This window comes from Paenibacillus sp. E194 (genome assembly GCF_000935845.1).
GTDB classification, from domain to species: Bacteria; Bacillota; Bacilli; order Paenibacillales; family Paenibacillaceae; genus Paenibacillus_B; species Paenibacillus_B alvei_B.
The window spans coordinates 1-22,419 of sequence record NZ_JMDX01000087.1; the positions used below are offsets into that span (position 1 = coordinate 1).

General features: G+C 40.8%; 18 protein-coding genes and 1 pseudogene. All 19 read left to right on the forward strand.

Annotated elements, in window-relative coordinates:
- Nucleotides 1-110: pseudogene (locus tag AZ66_RS13895) on the forward strand (ethanolamine utilization protein EutM); the annotation flags it as partial.
- Nucleotides 111-262: 152 nt separating this feature from the next.
- Nucleotides 263-544, forward strand: a complete 282-nt coding sequence (gene eutM, locus AZ66_RS13900) for an ethanolamine utilization microcompartment protein EutM (RefSeq protein WP_019419482.1) — start codon at nucleotides 263-265, stop codon at nucleotides 542-544.
- A 252-nt stretch (nucleotides 545-796) separates the two neighbouring features.
- Complete coding sequence (locus AZ66_RS13905; protein WP_021259261.1) at nucleotides 797-1,975, forward strand: histidine kinase; 1,179 nt, start codon at nucleotides 797-799, stop codon at nucleotides 1,973-1,975.
- Between the two features lie 4 nt (nucleotides 1,976-1,979).
- Nucleotides 1,980-2,735, forward strand: a complete 756-nt coding sequence (locus AZ66_RS13910) for a response regulator transcription factor (protein WP_021259260.1) — start codon at nucleotides 1,980-1,982, stop codon at nucleotides 2,733-2,735.
- Nucleotides 2,736-2,967: 232 nt separating this feature from the next.
- Nucleotides 2,968-3,978 (forward strand): DMT family transporter, encoded by a 1,011-nt coding sequence (locus tag AZ66_RS13915; protein ID WP_231586868.1) that lies wholly within the window; start codon nucleotides 2,968-2,970, stop codon nucleotides 3,976-3,978.
- 4 nt (nucleotides 3,979-3,982) lie between these two features.
- On the forward strand, nucleotides 3,983-4,270 hold the full coding sequence (locus tag AZ66_RS13920) for a hypothetical protein (protein WP_021259258.1): 288 nt from the start codon (nucleotides 3,983-3,985) through the stop codon (nucleotides 4,268-4,270).
- Nucleotides 4,271-5,493: 1,223 nt separating this feature from the next.
- Entirely contained in the window at nucleotides 5,494-6,117 is a 624-nt protein-coding gene (gene loaP, locus AZ66_RS13925; RefSeq protein ID WP_044355391.1) for an antiterminator LoaP, read from the forward strand.
- A gap of 43 nt (nucleotides 6,118-6,160) precedes the next feature.
- Nucleotides 6,161-6,637 carry an acyl-CoA dehydrogenase family protein gene (locus tag AZ66_RS32640; RefSeq protein WP_231586869.1) on the forward strand — a complete coding sequence of 159 codons (477 nt, stop codon included), beginning with the start codon at nucleotides 6,161-6,163 and terminating at the stop codon, nucleotides 6,635-6,637.
- Nucleotides 6,638-6,663: 26 nt separating this feature from the next.
- Nucleotides 6,664-7,287, forward strand: coding sequence for an acyl-CoA dehydrogenase family protein (locus AZ66_RS32645; protein WP_231586870.1), 624 nt, complete (start codon nucleotides 6,664-6,666; stop codon nucleotides 7,285-7,287).
- Nucleotides 7,232-7,411, forward strand: a complete 180-nt coding sequence (locus tag AZ66_RS33770) for a hypothetical protein (protein ID WP_442950293.1) — start codon at nucleotides 7,232-7,234, stop codon at nucleotides 7,409-7,411. Before AZ66_RS32645 ends, AZ66_RS33770 begins: the two co-directional genes overlap by 56 nt.
- A 159-nt stretch (nucleotides 7,412-7,570) precedes the next feature.
- The gene (locus AZ66_RS29830) at nucleotides 7,571-8,278 is read left to right on the forward strand and encodes a hypothetical protein (RefSeq protein WP_156159966.1); all 708 of its coding nucleotides are present in this window, start codon (nucleotides 7,571-7,573) and stop codon (nucleotides 8,276-8,278) included.
- A 462-nt stretch (nucleotides 8,279-8,740) separates the two neighbouring features.
- On the forward strand, nucleotides 8,741-9,802 hold the full coding sequence (pdhA, locus tag AZ66_RS13940) for a pyruvate dehydrogenase (acetyl-transferring) E1 component subunit alpha (RefSeq protein ID WP_044355392.1): 1,062 nt from the start codon (nucleotides 8,741-8,743) through the stop codon (nucleotides 9,800-9,802).
- Between the two features lie 20 nt (nucleotides 9,803-9,822).
- Nucleotides 9,823-10,818, forward strand: coding sequence for an alpha-ketoacid dehydrogenase subunit beta (locus AZ66_RS13945; protein ID WP_044355393.1), 996 nt, complete (start codon nucleotides 9,823-9,825; stop codon nucleotides 10,816-10,818).
- A gap of 6 nt (nucleotides 10,819-10,824) precedes the next feature.
- Nucleotides 10,825-11,925, forward strand: a complete 1,101-nt coding sequence (locus AZ66_RS29840) for a dihydrolipoamide acetyltransferase family protein (RefSeq protein WP_052648513.1) — start codon at nucleotides 10,825-10,827, stop codon at nucleotides 11,923-11,925.
- Nucleotides 11,926-12,257: 332 nt separating this feature from the next.
- Nucleotides 12,258-12,962: an ABC transporter ATP-binding protein gene (locus tag AZ66_RS13955; protein ID WP_021262933.1), complete on the forward strand. Its 705-nt coding sequence runs from the start codon at nucleotides 12,258-12,260 to the stop codon at nucleotides 12,960-12,962.
- 2 nt (nucleotides 12,963-12,964) lie between these two features.
- Nucleotides 12,965-15,289 carry an ABC transporter permease gene (locus AZ66_RS13960; RefSeq protein ID WP_044355398.1) on the forward strand — a complete coding sequence of 775 codons (2,325 nt, stop codon included), beginning with the start codon at nucleotides 12,965-12,967 and terminating at the stop codon, nucleotides 15,287-15,289.
- Between the two features lie 112 nt (nucleotides 15,290-15,401).
- Nucleotides 15,402-21,239, forward strand: coding sequence for a type I polyketide synthase (locus AZ66_RS13965; RefSeq protein WP_044355394.1), 5,838 nt, complete (start codon nucleotides 15,402-15,404; stop codon nucleotides 21,237-21,239).
- 47 nt (nucleotides 21,240-21,286) lie between these two features.
- A complete protein-coding gene (locus AZ66_RS13970) occupies nucleotides 21,287-21,982 on the forward strand; it encodes a thioesterase II family protein (RefSeq protein ID WP_044355395.1) in 696 nt (231 codons plus the stop codon).
- An 11-nt stretch (nucleotides 21,983-21,993) separates the two neighbouring features.
- Complete coding sequence (locus AZ66_RS13975) at nucleotides 21,994-22,368, forward strand: hypothetical protein (RefSeq protein WP_052648514.1); 375 nt, start codon at nucleotides 21,994-21,996, stop codon at nucleotides 22,366-22,368.
- The last annotated feature ends 51 nt before the right edge of the window (nucleotides 22,369-22,419 follow it).

Genomic DNA, 22,419 nt, shown 5'->3' on the forward strand with positions numbered 1-22,419 from the left:
CAGATGCTGGCGCCGCGGCCGCGAAGAATGTAGGGGAACTCGTGTCAGTGCATGTAATTCCACGTCCCCACAGTGAAGTGGAGAACATCCTTCCGTCTACAAAGGCATAATTCAATAAATCATATATAAGCCTATGCTTCCGAAGTAAGTTTTGTTCGGAGCTAGCGCTTTATTCTCACAAAACTAGGCCTATGCTTCCGAAGCAAGTTTTGCTCGGTGAGCTAGCGCTTTATTCTCACAAAACTTTTAGGAGGAATGTAACATGAAATCGGAAGCATTGGGTTTAATTGAAACAAAAGGTTTGGTAGGTTCTATCGAAGCAGCGGACGCTATGGTCAAAGCAGCCAATGTCACCCTGATTGGCAAAGAGATGGTAGGCGGCGGCCTTGTCACTGTAATGGTACGGGGCGATGTAGGAGCAGTAAAAGCGGCAACGGACGCTGGTGCCGCAGCCGCACAGCGTGTAGGGGAACTGATATCCGTACATGTGATTCCTCGTCCTCACAGTGAAGTAGAAAATATTCTCCCCGCTGCTAAGCAATAATTTATATCGATGTTCTGCAAAGGGCCAAAACTCGGTAAAACGGGTTTTGGTCTTTTTATATTTGTCTGTTACAATCACGCTTGTGAAAGCTTGTCGAAGTGGAGTATTTCTATAAATAGAGCTTTGAGGAAGGGGGATGTACTATTTCCAAACAGGTTGAACATTGCTATAATAGAGATGATATATTGTGAAAAATTTAGCATGCAACATCTATTTTCCCGTTCATTTTCGGTGAAAGGGTGCAACGAGATTATGCTGAAAACCAATAGTCCGATCGCAACCAAAGTATACGCACGATACAGCGGAATCCTGTCTCTTTCCAAGTTCTCGCTGCTGCTGCACGATAACAATGGAGACGTTTTGCTGGAATTCAATCCTTCCCCTGATTTCTGCAGGCATATATGTTGGGAGAATCCTACGCGACCTTGCGCGGATTATTTGAAGCGCTTTAATACTGGCGAACAGGGGCGATTTGTTTGCTGTTATGGCATGGAGAATATTTTGCTGCCTATTATGGTCAAAGATGAGGTTGTTGGTTTCATATCGGGGATGCAGGCGTATTCCCAGGAGAGGGAGTTTCAGAAGTATCTGATTAACACGGCGGAATTGGCCGAAATGAAGGGACTGGATTTGGAATTTGTCGCAAAGGCGATATCGGCTTTCCCAACCATTGACAAGGATAAAGCAGATATTCACGAGCAGCTTTGCCATCATATCGCAAGGAATATTGCGTTCGACATCGCCGAAAGCGCGCAGGACAACACAGGGATTATCAATCGTCTGTCTGCGGAAAAGGAAATACTGGAGAAGAAAGTGATTGACTTAGAAGCAAAAAACATGTCTCTCGTCATCAATCCACATTTTCTGTTCAATACTTTGAATTCCATTGCCCGCATCGCCTATTTCGAACACTCCCATACGACGGAGGAATTGATCTATTGCCTGTCCGACTTGCTGCGATACAATGTGAAGCAGGATGATCAGCTTCATACCATCGCATCCGAATTGGATAACATTGAGAAGTATTTGTATATACAAAAGGCGCGCTTCAAAAATCGCCTGCATTATGAAATCATTGTTCCTGATGAATTAAAGGCTTATCGCATTCCGAATTTGGTGATTCAGCCTATTGTGGAAAACGCAGTCATTCATGGAATTACCCCTAAGCGAGACGGGGGAACCGTTCGTCTGATTGCCGAAAAGTACAGAAATGATATCACCATTTCTGTCATAGATAATGGCAACGGGTTCTCACCGGAGGTACTAAAGCTCATTCATCAGCCGGACAGCAAGGTCGGCGTGGGCTTCCGGAGTACCGATAGCCGTTTGAAGCGATATTTCGGAGAAAAGTATGGGTTATCGATCGTGAAGTCCGATTACAGCGGGAGCACGGTTAACATCCGCATCCCCACCCAACCAATTGCGAGGTGATGCAATGAGCGTAGTTATGTTTGTTGAAGATGAACCGATAGAACAGGAATTTCTTCAATCCATCGCGCAGGAAATTCTGGGTGCTGAAGATAAGCTGCTTATTTGCGATACGGGTATGCAAGCAATTAAGCTCGCCAAACAATATCGGCCGAATATTATTTTTATGGATATCATGCTGCCTGAAATGGATGGAATCTCCTCATTGCAGGAAATTCGCCGCTTTCTCCCTGACGCATGTGTGACGATTCTGTCGGCCAGCTCGGATTTCTCCTATGCACAGGCGGCAATCAGTCTGCAGGTACACGAATATCTGCTTAAGCCGGTCAAGCCAGATAAATTGCGGCAATTGATTCGTAAGGGGCTGGAGAAGGCCGCTCAATCAGAAGAAGATGGTGTAACAGAAACTTATCAGATAGAATCGGCTCAAGAATGTCAGCGCTTTATTCAAGAAGCCGTCGATTATATTCAGCAGAATTATAAAGATAAGCTGACCCTGCAAATGGTGGCAAGTCATGTGTACATGAATGCTCAATATTTTAGCCGCATATTCAAAAGGGAGCTCGGCGTTACATATACGGATTATGTGAACAAGCTCAAGATTGCACATGCCTGCAAGCTGCTTGAGACTACCGGGTATCCCGCCTATCGTATCTCCACAGAATGTGGCTTTACCGATCCGTCTTATTTCAACCGGGTATTCTACAAGCAAATGAATATGACGCCGAAGGAATACAAAAAAAGCGTTCTAGCTCGAGTTTAAAAAAACGCTCTATTAGACAGAATTAAGGAAACTTCCCCCGAATAAGTGTCGGGCGGGAGTTTTTTTATTTTACTAACTTTGTCGTCCTAAAAGTACGAAAAGTACCAGATTGAAGAAAAAAGTGACTCAGGAAGTCCAACAAGAGGTACGGTTAGTAAAAGGTGCAATGGCCGCTTTGCTATACAATGAAGATACATCTACGAAGACAAATCTACTTAACAGAGGTGTATGGATGATGAAGGAAACAGTGGCAGCTCCCGCAGCTACGGCCGGCATGCTGAAACAAAAGATGAACAGTCGTTTCCGAAGAAATGGAATCGCTTACGGACTGATTTCCGGGTTAACGTTCGGCCTTTATAGTACCGTCGTTGCCCTGGCCATGATGAAGGAGCCTTTTCTGGGGGTCGTAGGAGCGTTTGCTGCGCCTATAGTGGCTTCGGCGATCAATGATGCTTTGGCGGCGATCTGGCTTCTGATTTGGAACTTCAAGAATGGGATGATCAAAGAAATTGGCCGCAGTCTGGTAACAATACCGGGGTTGATGGTCGCAATTGCAGCGGTGTTTGGCGGTCCAATCGCTAACGGTGCCTATCTGGTTGGAATTGATATGGCTGGAGCGGCGGCAATTCCTATTTCAGCGCTTTGTCCGATGTTTGGTGCTATTTTCGCGCGAATGTTCCTGAAGCAGAGGATTGATAAACGGGTGGCCGTCGGCATGTTCATCTGTGTTATTGGAGCTGCGCTCATTTCTTATGTCAAGCCTGAAGGTGGAGTGGATAATTTCACACTAGGCATTATTTTTGCTCTGGTGGCCGCACTTGGCTGGGGATTGGAAGGTGTATTTGCTACTTTTGGGATGTCTATGCTTGATTCCAATATCGCCATTACTATTCGCGAGGGCGTTTCCGGACTCGTATATATTGCTGTGCTGATACCTATCTTCAGTGCGACAGATCTCTTTACTTCCGTACTTGGCTCCGTGTCGCCTATGCTCATTATTGCGGCCGCAGCACTGTTTACGGCAATCTCTTTCCTGACATGGTATATGGCCAATAGTATGGTTGGCGTTGCAGTCGGAATGTCGCTTAACATTACCTATGTACTGTGGGGGGTTGTCTTTGCCGCTATCTTCCTCGGTAGTTCGTTGACTCCTACAATAATTGCCGGCGCAGTTATTATTACACTTGGAGCGCTTTTAGTTTCGATGAATCCAATGGATCTGTTCAAAAAGAAGGAGGCGTAAGCAAATGCCATTGTTGCCGATTCGCTCCCGGGTGCTGCTTTTCATGTCCACTGTACAGCAGGCAAATATTGATCATGCGATGGACGCTTTGAAAAGTGAATATGGTGGAGAACGTCAATTTACAAGAGCAAACTTCCTAGATCATATGCTATCGTTGCAGGCAAACGGACTGATTGACGAGGTCCATTACGAGCTGGATGATAACGGGGAATTATGTATGTACTATGCAATCAACGATGAGGGAATTCATACGATCAATAAATACTTGCCTAAAAAGTGGACACAAAAATAAGAACAATCTCACACAACCTTGTGCCTAAGGCCGGGTCAGATTGAAGACGAACTCCCGTGAACGACTGTACCACGGGAGTTCTTTATGGCATTATAATCCACTTCTAGAGTCACTCGACACTTTCCCCCGCTGATCTTGAATCCCGTAGACAGATATATACTTCAGTATGTTTGGCAATGTGAAGCTAGGTAAGAAGGATGTGAAGCCGACGCGTTTGAAAATTAGGCGATACCTACAGAAAAAATGCTTGCTATTATAGGAGTTTCACATAATTAAATAATAGGGGAAAGCCGATTTTCTATGTACAGAAGGTCAGCTTTCTTCATCTTGAAGAAGAGGTTGATTAACATGGTTAAATTATGTTCACTCATGTATGGACCTTAGATCATCTGTTAATAAGAAATCAACTTGACGATTGCAACAGGAGCATTTACTATAAAAGAGGGTCATCCCTTTACTTGGAAATTTTGGTGCAATAACCTTAATATCGTTTAGTAGGCAGTTTAGGTTACGGTTGAGGGCTTTATAAAATGACTACTCTTCTTTTCATTCGATCACAACTTGGACTTTTGATATCAAGATATTTACAACTGATCAGTAGAATAGTATAATGCCTAAAGAAAACTATGTGTGGGAAATACTAGGATTGCGTGATAATGAACACTCTTAAAATCGAGTTCATTGTAATATTTTGAATCATAAATAATAAGCATCAACCTCATAAATCATTTTTGGTTATAGAAAGTATGGAAGGCAACAAGTCCATACCTAATAACCCGAACTACTCATTAAAAACAATTTTCAGTCATAGGGTAAGCATGAAATTGTTGTTCCTCCCGCTACACTCTTCCAAACATATGACTTTACACAATTTTATTAACAGCCATTTTTACATTCAATCACTTTGCAAAGATTAATCGTTGTTTAGGCACGTTAATTTTTTTTGGTGAAAATAGTCTTCGTTCAATGAGTCTATTTTTAATAAAATAGATTAGTGGCGAAGCCATGTCTTAATCGTAAAAATCGTTTTTTCATTTTAGTAATTTTAAAAGAGGACAAGGAATTGTAATAAGTTCCTTATCCTTTTTTGTTTAGTAATGAATTTTCAACATGACGAAATCCTTGGTATCTAACGACCAAAACTTTAGAAAACCTGCTTAGTGGGTAATGATTGAACTTCATAGCCGAACTGAATAAGAATACCGTCAAAAAGGAGATATAGTATGGGATGGTATGCACTTTTTGTTGAAACGGGTAGTGAAGACATTGTTCAGAAATGCTTGAAGTTACAGTTCTGTCAGAAGGATTTATATGCATGTGTTCCAAAACGGTTAGTTCCTGAAAAAAAAGATGGGAGATTTTATGGTGTCGTAAAAACGTTATTTCCTGGCTATCTTTTGATCAATACGAAGATGACTCCATCTATGTATTATGAGTTAAAAAAACTACCCAAGTACTATCGATTGCTCCGTAATTCAGCTTTTTTGCTAGACAAAATATATCGAAGATCTCAGACTTTGATTGATTCACACAAAGTAGAAGGAAACCAAATCTATAATTACGACGATTTTTTTAGCAAAATAGAGGAGGAAGAAATAAGACAGATCCTGCAGCTCATTAATAACGAGAATATTATCGAGTACTCAAACGTCATTGTGGAAGATTCTAAGGTTTCTGTCCAATCAGGGCCGTTATATGGCTTGGAAGGGATAATCAAAAAAATTGACAAAAGGAAGAGAAGAGCTCAAATTGCTATCAGTTTATGTGGTGGGGAGAGATTAATCGATGTAGGAATTGAAATACTTATGCCGGATAGAGAAGGCATGAGGAAGGTCATGACAACCTAGGGTGAAACGGTTATATTTACGGAAAAGAACAGGAGGTTATATTTTGTTTAACCAAAATCTTGAACTCACGAACCAACAAATGGAGAAACACGAGGAATTCAAAGCTTTTGTAGATGCTGAAATCGTTCCCGTTGCAGGACACATTGATCATGAGGAATGTATGCCCGATTCTCTTCTTCAAAAGCTTATTGATAAAGGTTACTGGGGACCAGCAGTACCCGCTAAATATGGCGGGGCCAATATGGATTATATAACTTACGGTTTGTGGAACGAAGAGGTCGGTCGTGGCTGTGCAAATTTGCGAAATATTATTGGTGTTCAAGGGATGGTCAGTTCGTCCATTCTAAGATGGGGATCTCTAGAACAGAAGCAATACTGGTTGCCAAAGATAAGTTCCGGCGAGCTCATGGCTTCTTTTGCGATTACGGAATCTCAAATCGGAAGTGATATAAAGAACCTTCAAACGAAGGCTCAACGAATAGGTGCTGAGTATGTGATTTCGGGACAAAAAATTGGATAACATTCGGACAAAGAGCGGATGTCTTTTTGGTATTTGCTCAGTGTGAAGATCAGGCCGTAGCCTTGTTAGTAGAAAGAAATACACCTGGTCTAACCATTCGACCAATATCTGGGTTATTAGGCTTCAGGGGCTCCTTGTTAGCTGAACTCAGTTTCGAAGATTGCAGGGTGCCGATCGACAATTTGGTTGGTAACGTCGGCTTTGGGGTATCACTAGTCGCCAACCACGGACTGACTCATGGACGGTATAGCACAGCATGGGGAGCCGTAGGCCTGGCTCAGGCTTGTTTGAATGCGAGTTTAGACTATGTGATGGAAAGAAAACAATTTGATCACTATTTAAAAGAACATCAGTTGATTCAACAGATGATTGCCGATATGGTAACCAATTCGATTGCTGCAAGGCATCTTTGTTTCCGAGCTGGTCAGTTATGGGACAACAATGATGTAACTGCCACGTTTGCCACTTCATTGGCCAAATATTTTTCTTCCGTCCATGCCTTTAAATCGGCAAAGGATGCAGTTCAAATACACGGAGCAAATGGTTGCAGCAACAAATATCCCGTTAGAAAGATATATGCGAGATGCCAAGATTATGGAGGTTGTCGAAGGGAGCACTCAGATTCAACAGGTCTTAATTGCGCAGGATGACCTTGAAAATATTGAAAAATTGAAGCCGCTCAAGACAAAAACGATTTCATTAGTATTTTGCCTTAAGCGAAGCGAAAGGAATGCTTTTAACTATGGAGAATATTCACTACATTCAACTAGATAAACCACTATCAATAAAACACGCAGAGGAACTAGAAAACGAATTTTTTTCATATCCGCCAACATTCATCAATTTAAATTGATGAAAGGTGAAAGTACCATTAATGGTATAGAAGTTAGTCTATTACCAGGAACCGATATTTTGGAAATTGAGTCCAAACTATTGTCTGTGATTGACAATGAGATTGCGTTTCAAAAGGTGTTGCCGCCACGTATCATTTGGAAATCAGACAAAAACGACGCAAATTATCATGATGATCTTTTTGATAAGTTGCTTGAAAAAGAAATGGTTTTTGAAATGGGCGAAGGTCAGGTATGCTTTGGAGAAAAGTTAATCTTCTTAATGGACACCTTAGATCGGATGATTAAAGAGATGACGATATCCCAATTTGGAGCAATCGAGTACCGATATCCTACCTTAATTTCTACCAAAGCCTTAGAGAAATGCGGATATTTTAATTCGTTCCCTCATTTTTTAATGTTTGTTACGAGGTTACATAATGATATTGATAATTATCGTGATTTTCTAGAGGACTATAAATCGAATAAAGGAATCGATTCTTATTTACTTCCGTACTGCCAAAATGTCGACTACTGCTTGCCTCCAACAATGTGTTACCACACCTATCATCAATTCCAAAATACCCAACATGCTGAATCACAAAATCGTGTCATAACATCTATCGGAAAATCATTCCGTTATGAATCGAAGTATCATCGCACGCTTGAAAGACTTTGGGACTTTTCTATTCGTGAAATTGTCTTTATGGGATCAAGAGAATTTGTTCTGGATAGTCGTCAAAAATTTATGGAAGCATCGTTTTCTCTTTTTTCAAAAATTGGGGTTGGAGGGGCACTGCGAAGTAGCTAGTGATCCTTTCTTTTGCAGCAAAGACACGGCGGCGAAAATATTAAATCAAAGAATGCAAGAACTCAAATACGAGCTCCGCCTAAAGGTAGCAAGCGATCGAACCATTGCAGCAGCCTCCTTTAATTTTCACGATCACTTCTTCGGTGAGCAATTTAATATAAGACGTGGTGACTCAGAATGGATGTCAACTGGATGTGTCGGTTTTGGTATTGAAAGGTTAGCATATGCCTTTATTAGCCAGCATGGTTTGGATGAAAAACAATGGTCTAGGATTTTATCAAATGGATGTTCAGAAGCCATTCTCGCCGAATGAATCTAATCTACCCGAGAGAATACAATACTTCATTATGACAAGAAGCATAAGCTAGGTCTTCGTGACTCGCATTTGGAGCGTTCGATTGCTTGCCTAGTGAAGCGCATCTTATCAAAGCTTCTTTATAAATCTAAAATATGGGGGACTAGATGGGACAACAGCGTCTATTTCAAATCTTAGAACTTGACGGCACATTACGGGATGAGAATATAGTAATAAACGAAAAATTGGCCATGGAGATGTACAAGCTTCTTGTGTTAAATCGGATTTTTGATAGGAAGCTGGTGAACATGCAGCGAAAGGGTCAAATCGGTACGTATGCTTCGTTCGAGGGACAAGAGGCGAGTCAAGTTGGAAGTGCCATGGCTCTATTGAAGCAGGACTGGATGTTTCCTACCTATCGGGATCATGCTGCGATGTTAACCTTCGGTTATGAGATGGTAAAAATTATTTGGTATTGGATGGGCAGAATTGAGGGGTGCATCCCTCCTGATAACAGAAATATTCTTCCTCCTTACGTACCAATTGCTACACAGATTCCCCAGGCAGCAGGGGCAGCTTGGGCTAGTAAATATAAGAATGAAGGTGCTTGTTCTCTTGCTTACTTTGGCGATGGGGCTACCTCAGAAGGAGATTTTCACGAAGGATTAAATATGGCCTCTGTATTTAAGGTACCGGTGGTGTATTTCTGTCAAAACAATGGCTATGCGATTAGTGTTCCGTTCTCTCGTCAAACATCCAGTGAAACCATTGCTCAAAAAGCAATAGCTTATAATATGGACAATGTTCGGGTTGATGGTAATGATATATTTGCAGTTTATATAACGACCAAAAATGCCTTGGAAGCTGCCAGGAGTGGTAAAGGGCCTACTTTAATAGAAGCAATAACTTACCGATATGGGCCACACACGACTGCCGATGACCCAAGCCGCTATCGAAGTACTGAGGAAAGTGAATCCTGGAGAGCGAGAGATCCAATATTACGTTTAGAAGCTTATTTGCGTAGTCAGGGTGTACTCGATCAGGATGTACAAGAAATAGTTTTTAGGGAAGCAGAACGTTTAGTTAATGACGGCATTCAATACGCTCTTACTATTCCAAAACCCGATCCAACGATCATGTTCAATAACGTACTTTCCCAAAAGCCGTGGAATATTCAAGAGCAGGAGACCGACTTTAATAACTTTATACAACGTCATCACTATCAATAGATTTCACGGAGGGGCTTGGTATGATGAGGGATTTAAACCTCGTTCAGGCATTAAATGAAACCTTAGATTTGTTATTGGCTGAGGATGACAAGATACTTCTCTTAGGACAGGATATCGGTAAAAATGGCGGCGTATTCCGCGTGACCGAGAACTTGCTCAATAAGTTTGGTGATCGGCGTGTGGTAGATACGCCCTTGTCTGAAGCAGGTATTGTAGGTTGTGGAATTGGTTTGGCACTGAATGGCCTTAAACCTATTGTTGAAATTGAATTTTTTGGATTTATTTATCCTGCCGTAGAGCAAATCTTGTCCCATCTATCAAGGCTACGTATGCGGACACAAGGTAAATATGAAGTTCCGTTAATCATAAGAGCTCCCTATGGAGCAGGCGTCCGTGCTCCTGAGCTGCATTCGGAGAGTATTGAGGCTTTGTTTTTTCATTCGCCAGGGTTAAAAATCGTCATACCGAGCAATCCCTATGATGCCAAAGGTCTTCTCATTGCTGCGTCAGAAGGCAATGATCCTGTCATTTTTCTGGAACCTATGAAAATTTATCGCAGCATACGTCATCCTGTTCCACAGCAAAGATATTCAGTCCCACTCGGTAAGGCTAATATTATCAAGGAAGGAAAAGATATCACAGTCATATCCTGGGGTTCCATGGTATGGAATGTGGTTCAAGCGGCAGAACTCCTTGAAAAGTCCCGTGGTATCAATCTAGAAATTGTGGATCTTCGTACCTTGTATCCGTTTGATATCGAGACGATTCAGGAATCCGTAAGAAAAACACAGCGGGTCGTGGTTGTACACGAGGCTCCTTTGACAGGCGGTGTAGGAGCAGAGCTTGTCGCCGTGATTCAGGATCGGATGTTCGGTGTTTTGAAATCTCCTGTAAAGCGAATTACGGGTTTTGACGTCCCCGTTCCCCAATTTTCCATTGAAGATTATTATCTGCCTTCTACAGACAGAATTGCTTATGAAATCGATCAAATGATGTTAGTTTCACTAAAGAGGTGAGCTGTTATGAAATATGAATTTTATTTTCCTGAGCTTGGAGAAGGACTTTTTGAAGGGTATATTGTTGCCTACCTCGTCAAAGAAGGAGAACATGTCGTTGAGGACCAACCGCTTGTAGAAGTCCAGACGGATAAGGTAACAACCATACTTCCTTCGCCGGTAGCAGGAGTAATTGACAAACTGCCTTATCATCCTGGGGATGTCGTAACGGTTAACGATGTAATCATCGTCATTGATCAAAGGAAGGGGGGGGAAGCGTCACACGGAATGAATTTTGAATGGTTGAAAATGGACGCGATGAAGGATAAGAAGCATTCATTGAATGATTTTGGCATTAACCTAGGTACCTATGCGTGTGCAGTAATGGACACCCCCACCGATGATACGATTGTAAAAATGACCTCCATGCGTAAAGAAATAGCGAATATCGTAACAAAATCGGCTCAAACCATTCCTCATGTAACAGCTTATGCCGAGGCGGATATAACAAACCTGTTGCTGCATAAGGAAAGGTTAAAGACGAATGAAAGCTTAAACTTGACATTGACACCAATCTTCGTAAAGGCATTATCTCAAGCGCTCAACCAGCATCCGATGTTTAACTCAAATGAGCTTAATGGTTCATTGAAGCTATTCTCAGACCATAATATCGGGATTGCCGTGGATACTAGCGAAGGAGTCGTTATCCCCAATATTAAACAGGTAAATGAAAAAACAGTTGATGTATTGGCTGATGAAATTACTGAACTAATCGAGAGAGCGCGGTCAAAAAAGTTGTTTTTTACAGATTCACGAGAAGGAACGATCACCATAAGTAATGTGGGGGCAATAGGGGGAGGATTTGCTACGCCTATTATTTTTCATCCCCAAGTTGCAATTGTTGCCTTATATCGTGCGGATAAAAAAGTGGTTGTTACAGAGAATGACGAGATTGTGATTAGAAAAATGCTCCCGATTACGTTAACTTTCGACCATCGCTTCTTTGACGGTGCGGATGGGCTCCGATTTCTCAATACCTTTAAAGCTAATCTAGAGAGTCATTATGAAGAATATTTGGATGAACTCAAATTTCACAGCGTAAAGTCTAAATCCTCTAAAAGCGAGTAGTATTTATAGAATGGCACTCTCAAAAATAGAATTATATCCCAACAAAACCAACCTCTAGTTCAATCACATGTACAAGATATCCTAAGGGTATACCTCACTCGATTTACTTACCAATATCACTGACATCTGGAATAATACCTGCTCGTTCAAACGAGCTTTGCTTTTGATGGAAGAAAGAGCTTCGGGATTACCTTCAACCGATTGGGATTCCTTTGTCCTTTTCATCAATTCGCTGCAAGAATGAAATTTAGTTTGACTTTTTCCATCTCCCTAGGAAATTGGGAAGTGAGTCAAACCCAAGTTCAAAAATATGCTACGAGGAGATGTAAGAAGTGAAAAAGCTGATCGAATTTAGAAATGTAACGAAAGAATATAAAGTTGGAGAAGTACCGATCAAGGCTTTGGCTGGTGTTGATTTTTCCATATCAGAGGGAGAGTTCGTCGTTGTATTGGGTGCTAGCGGTGCCGGAAAAAGTACAATTTTGAATATCCTCGGCGGTATGGATACGGCTACTTCAGGTCAAGTGTTTGTTGGTAATCAAGAAATCACAAGTTTCAATGAAAAAAAATTGACCCAATATCGCGGTGAGAAGGTCGGCTTTGTATTTCAATTTTATAACTTAATTCCGAATTTAAACGCGCTAGAAAACGTTGAATTTGCGACTGAAGTATGTAAAAACCATCTGGATGCGAAAGATGTTTTATACAAGGTTGGATTGAAGGATCGAATCAGAAACTTCCCTTCCCAGCTCTCTGGTGGAGAACAACAACGCGTGGCGATCGCGCGAGCTGTTGCCAAAAATCCGTTGCTTTTACTGTGCGATGAACCGACGGGAGCTTTGGATTATGTTACAGGGAAGTCCGTCTTGAAGCTTCTACAAGATCTGAACAAGGAAACGAAGAAGTGCGTCGTTTTGGTTACACATAACACCGCGATTGCCCTTATGGCGGATAAAATTATTAAGGTGAAGAGCGGAATGATCGAAAGCGTGACGATCAATCAGCACAAACAGAATGTTGAAGGGATCGAGTGGTAATGATGAAGTTATTTATAAAATTGTTAAGGGATATCAAACAATCGATCGGACAATTTATCGCGTTTGTGTTGGTTATTGCTGTGGGTGCATTTTTTTATGCAGGGCTGAATACGTTAAGCGATAATCTTAGCGCTTATACGAAGGCTTACTATAAAGAGCATAATTTAAGCGACCTGAATGTTTACTACAAACAAATTTCCAAACAGGACGTGGAAAGCTTACGACAAATTCAAGGTATAAACAACATCGAAGGTCGGTTAAGCTTGGATGCGACGCAATCATTTACAGATATGAAAGCAAGTATAAAGTTACATTCGATCCCTGAAAATAATGAAATTAATACGTCTGCGGTAATGGAGGGCAAGATTCCATTAAGAAAAGATGAAGTCTTGCTAGATTTCAATTATGCCAAAGAGCATAACTTCCAAGTCGGTGATCAAATTCAGATAAGTATGAATGACAGAAATATGATGTTCACAATTAGCGGCTTGGCGATGAACGTGGAATACGTCAAGAAGAACACAACCCAAGACCATAAAGCTTCCGGATTTGCATATGTGACTGAAGCGGCTCTACCTGAAATCGTAGGTGGCCTGTACTATAATGAAATCTTAGTTGATGCGAAGGAAGGTTATGATATTGACCAACTGAGTCATGACATTGAAGTACAGTCCAAAGATCTCTCTTATTTAAGCCTAGTTAGCAAGGAGCGATCATTCAGCTATTCTCAACTACAACAAACAATCTACAATAATAAGATGATGAGTACTGTTATTCCACTGGTTCTCTTTATAATCGAAGCCATTATTTTGTTCCTAACCATGTCCCGGATCATTGATTCGCAAAGAAATCAAGTTGGTACCATGAAAGCGTTGGGTGTAAAAAACAAAAACATCATGCTTCATTACATGGGGTACCCGGTGTTGGCAGGGATCGTAGGCTCCATTCTAGGTTATGTGATTGCCGCTAGCGTCTTTATTCCCATGATAGTAGCGAGAGGTGCAAAATCATCTTCGTTACCTGACATTACCTACCCTCTTTCCATTCCTTCTGTTTTTATATCCATCTTTTTCTCAAGTGCGTTCGGAATCGTGGCATGTTACTTAAGTGCCAGACCTATCTTACGTGAACGTGCAGCTATGGCGATGCGCCCTAAACCACCTAAGAAGATGAAGAAGCTGCTCATTGAGAAAATTCCAGGTTTCTGGCAACGTATCTCATACAACTACAAGATCATTTTGAAAAATATATTTCTAAATAAATCAAAAGCGTTGGCAAGCTCTGTTGGTGTGGTGTTGAGTACGGCTTTATTGATTACTGCTTTCGGTACTCAAATGGGATTGATTCAAGTGGCTGACCAGATTGAAAAAGTGAACACCTATGATTTAAAAGTCGATTATAAGAGAGGAACAGCTCTGAATACGTTACAACTACCTACCGACGTAAAAAATAGTTATGATTTATCCACCTTTCCCGTGGAATTCATCAAAGGGGATACGAACAAAAATGCAACTTTAGTTGTTACGGAGAAAGAAAACAATCTTATTCATTTCTTGGACGAAAATGAAAAACAAATCACTCTGGATGACAGTGGTGTGCTTGTACCTAAATCGTATGCCAACCAGTATCAAATTGTAGAAGGGGATAGCATCAGAATTAAGTTTACCGAGCCTGAGCTTGCTAACAAAACGGTCGATATGAAGGTTATACACATTTCCACTCAGTATTCAGATCCGTCGTTTTATATTACACCAGCGTATCTAAAGAGCTTTGGCATCCACTACAATCCTTCATCGCTATTAGTGGAAATCGGTAGCTCCATCGACCTCCCAACCGTTCGTAATTTCTTTGAACAAGATCAACAAGTAGAAACAGTTACAGACAGGAATGATTTAAAGAGATCCGCAGAGTATACATTGAAGCAAAATAGTTTTGTGTTTATCATGTTTATCATTAGTGCCGTTGTACTTTCCTTCGGTACCATCTACACGATATCCTCCATAAACATTTATGAAAGAAATCGTGAGCTGGCAACACTGAAGGTATTAGGCTATCCTAAAAATAAAATAAACCGGCTTATCTTTTTTGAGAATATTATACTAACCACCTTTTCCGTTATTGTAGCGATTCCAATTGGTATCTACTTGTTTACCGTAGCTGGAAAGGCAATGGCAAGCGCCCATCAGCAAATCCCGAATCAAATAAATTTGTTGGTCATGGTGATATCTGTTGCTATTGCATATGTACTAACTATTCTTTCGAACTTACTGCTTCGGAGAAAAGTGTCACAGATTAATATGATTGAATCACTGAAAAGCATAGATTAGTGAAAAAAACAACCTTACGTTCAAAAGAACGTAAGGTTGTTTTTATAGATGAAGTCGTATCAAAAGATTCGCCATAAAGCATATTAAGGAACCATTAAGGAGATGAGACAATATGAGTTCAGAGAAAACGTTCACGAAGCATGAAATTACCACATACTTGGCAGAATTAGTGGAAGATATTTTGGATGAAAAAGTTGTGGATTTTAATGAACCATTCATCAACTTGGGATTGGTATCGGTTGATATCCCTCTATTTACGAAAAAAGTCTCCAATCATTTTGGAATTGAGGTCGAAGTCGCATCGATATTTGAGAATTCCAACATCAACCTGTACACAGACTTTTTATATAACACTTTAAACAAAGTGGAAGTAAACGAAAATGATGAGGACACGGGTAGAGACAAAGAAGCAGACAATGCCGAGGACAATGTTGCGATTGTTGGGATTAGTTGTCGCTTTCCGGGGGGAGCCAATAGTCCTGAGGAATATTGGGAAGTATTAATCAATGGGATAAATGGCGTTTGTGATATGCCTCAGGATCGATGGGATGTTGATCACTATTACAATGCTGACAAAGAAGAGCCTGGAAAGATGTACTCAAGGAAGGGCGGATTTCTGAACGTACCTATTGATCGATTTGACCAGAAAATGTTTAATATTTCTCCCAAAGAAGCCAAGGCATTGGATCCACAGCAGCGATTGCTGCTTGAGTTGACATGGGAGGCTTTTGAAAATGCTGGCATCAACATTACGCAGCATTATGGAAGCAACACCGGCGTATATATTGGCATTTCAGGTGAAGAATATTCGTTCGCCCACTATAAATCAGGAGATTTAAATAAAGTAGATGCCTATTCGCTCACAGGAACAACGTTTAGTACGGCTTGTGGCAGAATATCCTATACGTTTGGTTTTGAGGGGCCGTCCTTTTGTGTGGATACGGCATGCTCTTCCTCTCTTACCGCAATGCATTTGGCCTGTAAAGCTATTAAATCTGGTGAGATAGATACTGCAGTTGTGGGTGCCGTGAATTTGATGCTTACACCAGCAGTTCATGTTTGCTTCTCCAAGCTAGAGGCTATATCCGCCGATGGACAGAGCAAGAGCTTTGATGCACTAGCAAATGGGTATGGGCGAGGTGAAGGTGGCGGGGTGTTGATCTTAAAACGCCTTCGCGACGCAATAACGAACAAAGATAATATACTCGGTATTGTAAGAGGCACCGCGATCAATCAAGATGGCAAGAGCAACGGATTAACGGCACCTAATGGGTTAGCTCAAGAGAAAGTAATCACAAAAGCATTAAGAGATGCTAGATTGGATTATTCCGACATTGATTTTATGGAGATGCACGGAACCGGTACTAAGCTGGGTGATCCTATTGAAGTAAAAGCCGTCGTTAACACCTATGGCAGAGGCAGAACTATGGATAATCCTCTTCAGATTGGTTCTGTAAAATCGAATATTGGACATTTAGAAGCAGCAGCAGGAATGGCTAGTATTATTAAGGTGCTATTAGCTTTCAAAAACGAGGTGATACCTGCGAATTTGAACTTTAATGAGCCTAACCCGTTTATTCCTTGGGAGAAGTCACCTATATCCGTTATTGCAAAGAATAAAGCTTGGAAGAGCGAGGGACGATTGAGAAGAGTTGGCGTAAACGGATTTGGCTTTGGTGGATCCAATGCTCACATTATCTTAGAAGAGCCGCCAAAGAAAGAAACGCCACCTACAGAGGATACAGATCCGATTTTTATCGTAAAAGTATCAGCCAAAAGTGATAAGTCATTAAATGAAAATATTAAAAGCAATCTTGAATATTTGAAGAGAAATCCTCAGATCTCTATTAAAGATTATGCTTGTACAAATAATACGGCCAAGGTTGATTTTATTTACAGGTTTACAGCCTCTGGTAGAAACCGAGAGGAATTAATAACTAGGCTGCAAGACTATCTGGATACGAACAACAAAGTTGGGATATCGACCAGACATAATGAACAGATCGATATGCATCAAGAAACAAAACTGGTATTCCTATTTACGGGACAAGGCTCTCAGTACTTAGGCATGGGTAAACAATTGTACGATCATAATCCTTCGTTTAAATTAGCTTTTGACAAATGTGATCAATTATTTGAGCCTTACGTAAATAAATCGTTAGTCGAAATGATCTATAGTGATAAATATTCCAGTAAGGATATTGAAAGAACCTTCTATGCACAGCCCTTAATATTTTCAATCGAGTACGCATTGTTGAAGTTCTGGGAAAGTGTGGGTGTTACACCAGAGATCGTCTTGGGTCACAGTATCGGTGAATACACAGCGGCAGTTGCCGCAGGTATATTGCAACTTGAGGATGCTGTGAAGTTGGTTGCGTTACGCGGCCGATTAATGGATTCAGCTCCGGGAAGTGGGGCGATGTCCGCTATTTATGCAAACAAAGCTACGGTTGAAGCTTTACTACAGGGATATGAGGAAAAGCTGTCTATTGCCTTGCATAATGCGGAAGAAAGTATCGTGATATCCGGAGAGCTGGATGCTGTTGAGGAAGTTTCTAAAAAAGCGGAAAGCAATAACATAAATGTACTTAGATTGCATGTATCCCATGCTTTCCATTCGCATCTTATGATTCCTATATTGGATCAATTCAGAGAGGTCGCAAAGCATGAGGTGGAATATAAACTCAGCAAGCTGCCTTATATATCGGCTACCTTCGGAAGAGCTATAGCAACAGAAGAACGATTAGACGCTGACTATTGGACGAATCATATCAAAGATAAAGTTGACTTTTATCAAGCGTTATCCCAAATCAAGGATGTAAACAATAGCATCTTCCTCGAAATTGGGGCCAACAACACGTTATGTAAACTTGGCAAGCTCACCCTTAGTCGAGAGAAAATGTTATTAAACTCGCTGGATATGAAGAAAAATGCATGGGAGCAAATCACTTATTGCTTGGGAGAACTATATTGCCATGGCATCACAATTCAGTGGGATGGACTCGAGACGAGTTTTGATCGTGATTACAAACGTGTAGCACTGCCTACCTATGTGTTCGATAAAGAATCTTATTGGATGCAGCTAGTGTGCTCACATGAAGACAGCCTGCCAGCTAATGTAGCTACGGATTATCATCCGCTAATTGGACAGAGAATCAGCACTCCTTACTTCAAAAATGGCATCTTCTATCAGAGCACTTATACCGCAGAGACTCCATATTTTATGCAGGAACATATTATTTTCGATACGGCGATAGCTCCTGCTGCTGCTCACATGTCCATGCTTATATCCATTGCTAAAGATTATCGAAATCCATCAAGTTGCACCATTTCCAACGTAGAGTTTCGTACCCCTTTAACGGCCATTCAAGACGAGAAGCGGCTCGCGCAATTTGTTATCGAAGATACCAATCTAGAGCAGATGAAATTTGAACTTGTAAGTACAGAGAAGCAATCACAACAGGAGAACTGGACAAATCATTGCAGAGGTAACATTCGCATGTCCCAAGTACAGGGGCGAGAGAATGAGAAGCGTATATCAATTGATGAGTTAAAAGAAAAATACCCTGAAGTAACCTCGGGAGTTAATACCTATGATGTAATGAAGAGGTTTGGGTTTAATTTAGGAGATGGTTTTACACGAATTTCGAGGGTGTGGAAGGGTGAAGGTGAAGGGGTCTGCTATATTGATCCTAAAAAGGACATTCCCGATGGGAAAGATTATATTGTCTATCCAGGCATCATTGACTCTATCTTCCAATCTGTATTTTTTGTGTCCGCATTGAGTGTGCGGATGGCTTCGCAAAGTGAGGAGTATGCATTAAAGACGACCATCCCTATATCATTAGGCAAATTAACGTATCACTACAGGGACGCAGAAAGCTACTGGTGCCATATTAAGGTGGATGATTTCCAACAATCCGGGGCAGCAGGTGATATCGATGTTTACAATGAAAAGGGAGAAATCGTATTTGAAATCGAACGAATAATGGCGAAGGTAACAGAGAGAGATACCTTACTTAAGGAGTTAAATAGTAGTGGCGATCGTTTGCTTCATAATGTGGAGTGGATGGAAACGGCACGAACTAACAAAGATGTAAAAGCGATTAAGACTGAAAAAATGGTGTTGTTAGGAAATGACCCAGATATCGTTGATCGTCTCCATGATAAATTAAGTAGCTATGGAGTATCTTCGATTCGTGTCATACAAGGAGATAAATATGTTCAGCATGAGAATGATGTGTTTTTTACTTCTTTCACCAACAAGAACGATATTAAGCAGATTCTAGAAAGTGTCGCAAGTCGATACGAAAAAGAAAAATGCAAGCTGATTTATGTAAGTACTACGAATCAGACAGAAATAAATTATCTGGATGCAGATAAATTACTACGTACAGTGGAACAGGAATGCAGTGGTTTACTATACCTCGTACAAGCCATAACAGAATTAAATTACTCGAATAGAATGGCAATCAAGGTCATAACAAACAATGTGCATCAGGTAGATGATGCAGCTGTATCACTCTACCAAGCACCGTTATGGGGATTTACTGAGGTCATTAGACTCGAGCATACGCCATTGTGGGATGGCATTATTGATACGGATCTCGATATGCTTAATAATCATCTCGATGAAATTGTGAATGAGATCATTCACGGAGAAGATAAACAAGTTGTGCTCAGGGAGCAGTACAAACGATATATTCCAAGGCTGATCAGACACTCCAGAAGTCGTACTAGTAAAGAGGAGCTTACGTTTAGTATCGATGCTGAGGCCGCTTATATGATTACGGGCGGAACAGGAACAATAGGTCAAATCTATGCAGAGTATCTGATCGAACAGGGTGCTAAAACAATCATTTTATTAAATAGAAGCAAGGCTTCGGGAACGTTGCTTGAAACCGTGAACTCGTGGAAGGAAAAGGGTGTCCAGATCATGGTTGAACAAGCTGATGTAAGCAACGCAGCTGAAGTAACCAGAGTGGTACAAGCATTAAAACAGAACAACATGAAGATTAAAGGTGTTATTCATGCTGCCGGAATCATTGAAGATAAGATGATAAAGGATCTAACTTGGAGCAGCTTTGCGAACGTATTCAAAACAAAGGTAGGGGGAACCTATCACTTACACCATGCATTGAAGGATGAGGGCTTAGATTTCTTTATTATGATGTCATCTATCTCTTCGGTTGTAGGGAATATGGGGCAAGCGAATTATGCAGCTGCCAACTACTTTATGAATATTTTTGCAGAATACAGAAGAAGCCTAGGATTGCCAGCTATGTCTATATGCTGGGGACCTTGGGAAGATGCTGGAATGGCCACAAGCAACAATGATATCTTGAGAAACATCGAGAATAAAGGACTCTATGGAATGTCAAAAGAGCTTGGAACGAAAATGATTGACAGGGTATTTCATATGGATCTTTCTTCAATTGTGGTTGTTGATGCAGACTGGGAGTTATTTAGTCAAAGAACCGGTGTAGACGAAGTGACTGTGTTTTTAACGAATTTCATGTCGAACAAACATGCACTGGGAGTACAAAATGAAAATACAGTTTCCAAGGAAGATGTAGTGGCCAAGCTGCAAGCTTTAAACAAGACGGAGCGTGAGGAATATTTATTGTCCTTATTGCATGAGTCCGCAGCTAAAATTATCGGATTTAATGATACAAGTCAATTATCCGTTGATAGTTCCTTTATTGAACAAGGGGTAGATTCCTTAATGATCTTCTCCTTAAGGAACGAAATCAAAGCTCTATTACAACTGCAAGTTGACATCTCCATCTTCTTCAACTACCCGTCTTTAAGGAAATTAACTGATTATTTATTAACAGAGGCGCTGAGCTTTGAAGATAAAGAAGAAAATGTGATCGCAGCCAGTGATGAACAATCAGTAGATGAATCAGTAAATGAACTTTTGTCAGAAATTAATTCCTTACTCAACTAATTATTTACAGAGATTGTTTACTTGTTACTTCGGAGGAGAACGTACCCATGAAATTGTTCTGTTTACCGTTTGCAGGTGGCTCTAAGCGTGCGTACTCGAACTGGAGCAAATACGTGAATCGCTCTTTAGACATCGAAGCAATTGAAATTAAGGGAAGGGGGGAGAGGCTGGGTCAGGGCTTTTATCAGGATATGACAGAAGCTGTCGACGATATTTATTCATTGATAAAGGATAAAGTTAATGAGGATCCCTACGCCCTATACGGTCATAGCATGGGGACATTGTTGGCCTACGAGCTGTACTACAAAATCATTGCAGAAGGACAGCAAAAGCCACAGCATATTTTTTTCTCAGGAAGACAGTCGCCCATTGTGAAGGATAATATGTACGTTCGTTCCAGCATGTCTGATGATGAATTTATTGCAAAAATCATTGCTTTAGGAGGTATTCCTGAGGAGATATCTCAGACTAAGGAGTTAATGCGATTTTATTTACCAATCTTCAAAAATGATATCCGGATCATGGAAAACTATGAGTTTAGAGAAAGAATGGAAAAATTGAATTGTAAGATAACGGTGTTGAATGGAATAGAGGATAAAATTGATGTAATCCAAGAAATTGCATGGGGCGATTTGTGCGAACAAAAAAGTAAGTCCTATTATTTTTCTGGCAGCCATTTTTTTATTAACGATCATGTCGAGAAAATCATCAATATTATTGAAGGCGAATTATTGCCAGAATAATGAGGTTGATCATGAAAAAGGTAAGCAATAAAAAGCTGGCATTTCTTTTCCAGGGTGTTGGAGCGAACTATCAGGATTTTTTGGACAAGTTTGATGAGAGTCAGCTTGACACCCTGAAGCAGTATTGTTTCACAGTGAATAAGGAGATTGGGATAGATTTATTTACGTATCTATTTCATTCTCAGGCTATGGAACAGATGGAATACGACAAGATGTTCTATGATTGGATTACCATTTATACTTGTGATTACATTGTTTATCAGCAATATGTTGATTCCGGCATATGCCCAGCGGTGATGGTAGGGTATAGTATGGGCTTGATAACAGCTATGGCCTGTGGAAAGTCCATTTCGTTAGTTGCTGGCTTAGCTAGATGCTTCGTGTGATATATGAATATCCCAAAGGTTTAGCTGATTCATGCAGTATGGGGGTTATCG

Excerpts from the sequence above, each read along its gene's own strand:
- pdhA (WP_044355392.1), top strand. The coding sequence starts at position 8,741 with ATGGGACAACAGCGTCTATTTCAAATCTTAGAACTTGACGGCACATTA.
- AZ66_RS13965 (WP_044355394.1), top strand. The coding sequence starts at position 15,402 with ATGAGTTCAGAGAAAACGTTCACGAAGCATGAAATTACCACATACTTG.
- AZ66_RS13945 (WP_044355393.1), top strand. The coding sequence starts at position 9,823 with ATGATGAGGGATTTAAACCTCGTTCAGGCATTAAATGAAACCTTAGAT.
- AZ66_RS13970 (WP_044355395.1), top strand. The coding sequence starts at position 21,287 with ATGAAATTGTTCTGTTTACCGTTTGCAGGTGGCTCTAAGCGTGCGTAC.
- AZ66_RS29840 (WP_052648513.1), top strand. The coding sequence starts at position 10,825 with ATGAAATATGAATTTTATTTTCCTGAGCTTGGAGAAGGACTTTTTGAA.
- AZ66_RS33770 (WP_442950293.1), top strand. The coding sequence starts at position 7,232 with ATGGAGGTTGTCGAAGGGAGCACTCAGATTCAACAGGTCTTAATTGCG.
- AZ66_RS13910 (WP_021259260.1), top strand. The coding sequence starts at position 1,980 with ATGAGCGTAGTTATGTTTGTTGAAGATGAACCGATAGAACAGGAATTT.
- AZ66_RS13905 (WP_021259261.1), top strand. The coding sequence starts at position 797 with ATGCTGAAAACCAATAGTCCGATCGCAACCAAAGTATACGCACGATAC.
- eutM (WP_019419482.1), top strand. The coding sequence starts at position 263 with ATGAAATCGGAAGCATTGGGTTTAATTGAAACAAAAGGTTTGGTAGGT.
- AZ66_RS13915 (WP_231586868.1), top strand. The coding sequence starts at position 2,968 with ATGATGAAGGAAACAGTGGCAGCTCCCGCAGCTACGGCCGGCATGCTG.
- AZ66_RS13960 (WP_044355398.1), top strand. The coding sequence starts at position 12,965 with ATGAAGTTATTTATAAAATTGTTAAGGGATATCAAACAATCGATCGGA.
- loaP (WP_044355391.1), top strand. The coding sequence starts at position 5,494 with ATGGGATGGTATGCACTTTTTGTTGAAACGGGTAGTGAAGACATTGTT.
- AZ66_RS13975 (WP_052648514.1), top strand. The coding sequence starts at position 21,994 with ATGAAAAAGGTAAGCAATAAAAAGCTGGCATTTCTTTTCCAGGGTGTT.
- AZ66_RS13920 (WP_021259258.1), top strand. The coding sequence starts at position 3,983 with ATGCCATTGTTGCCGATTCGCTCCCGGGTGCTGCTTTTCATGTCCACT.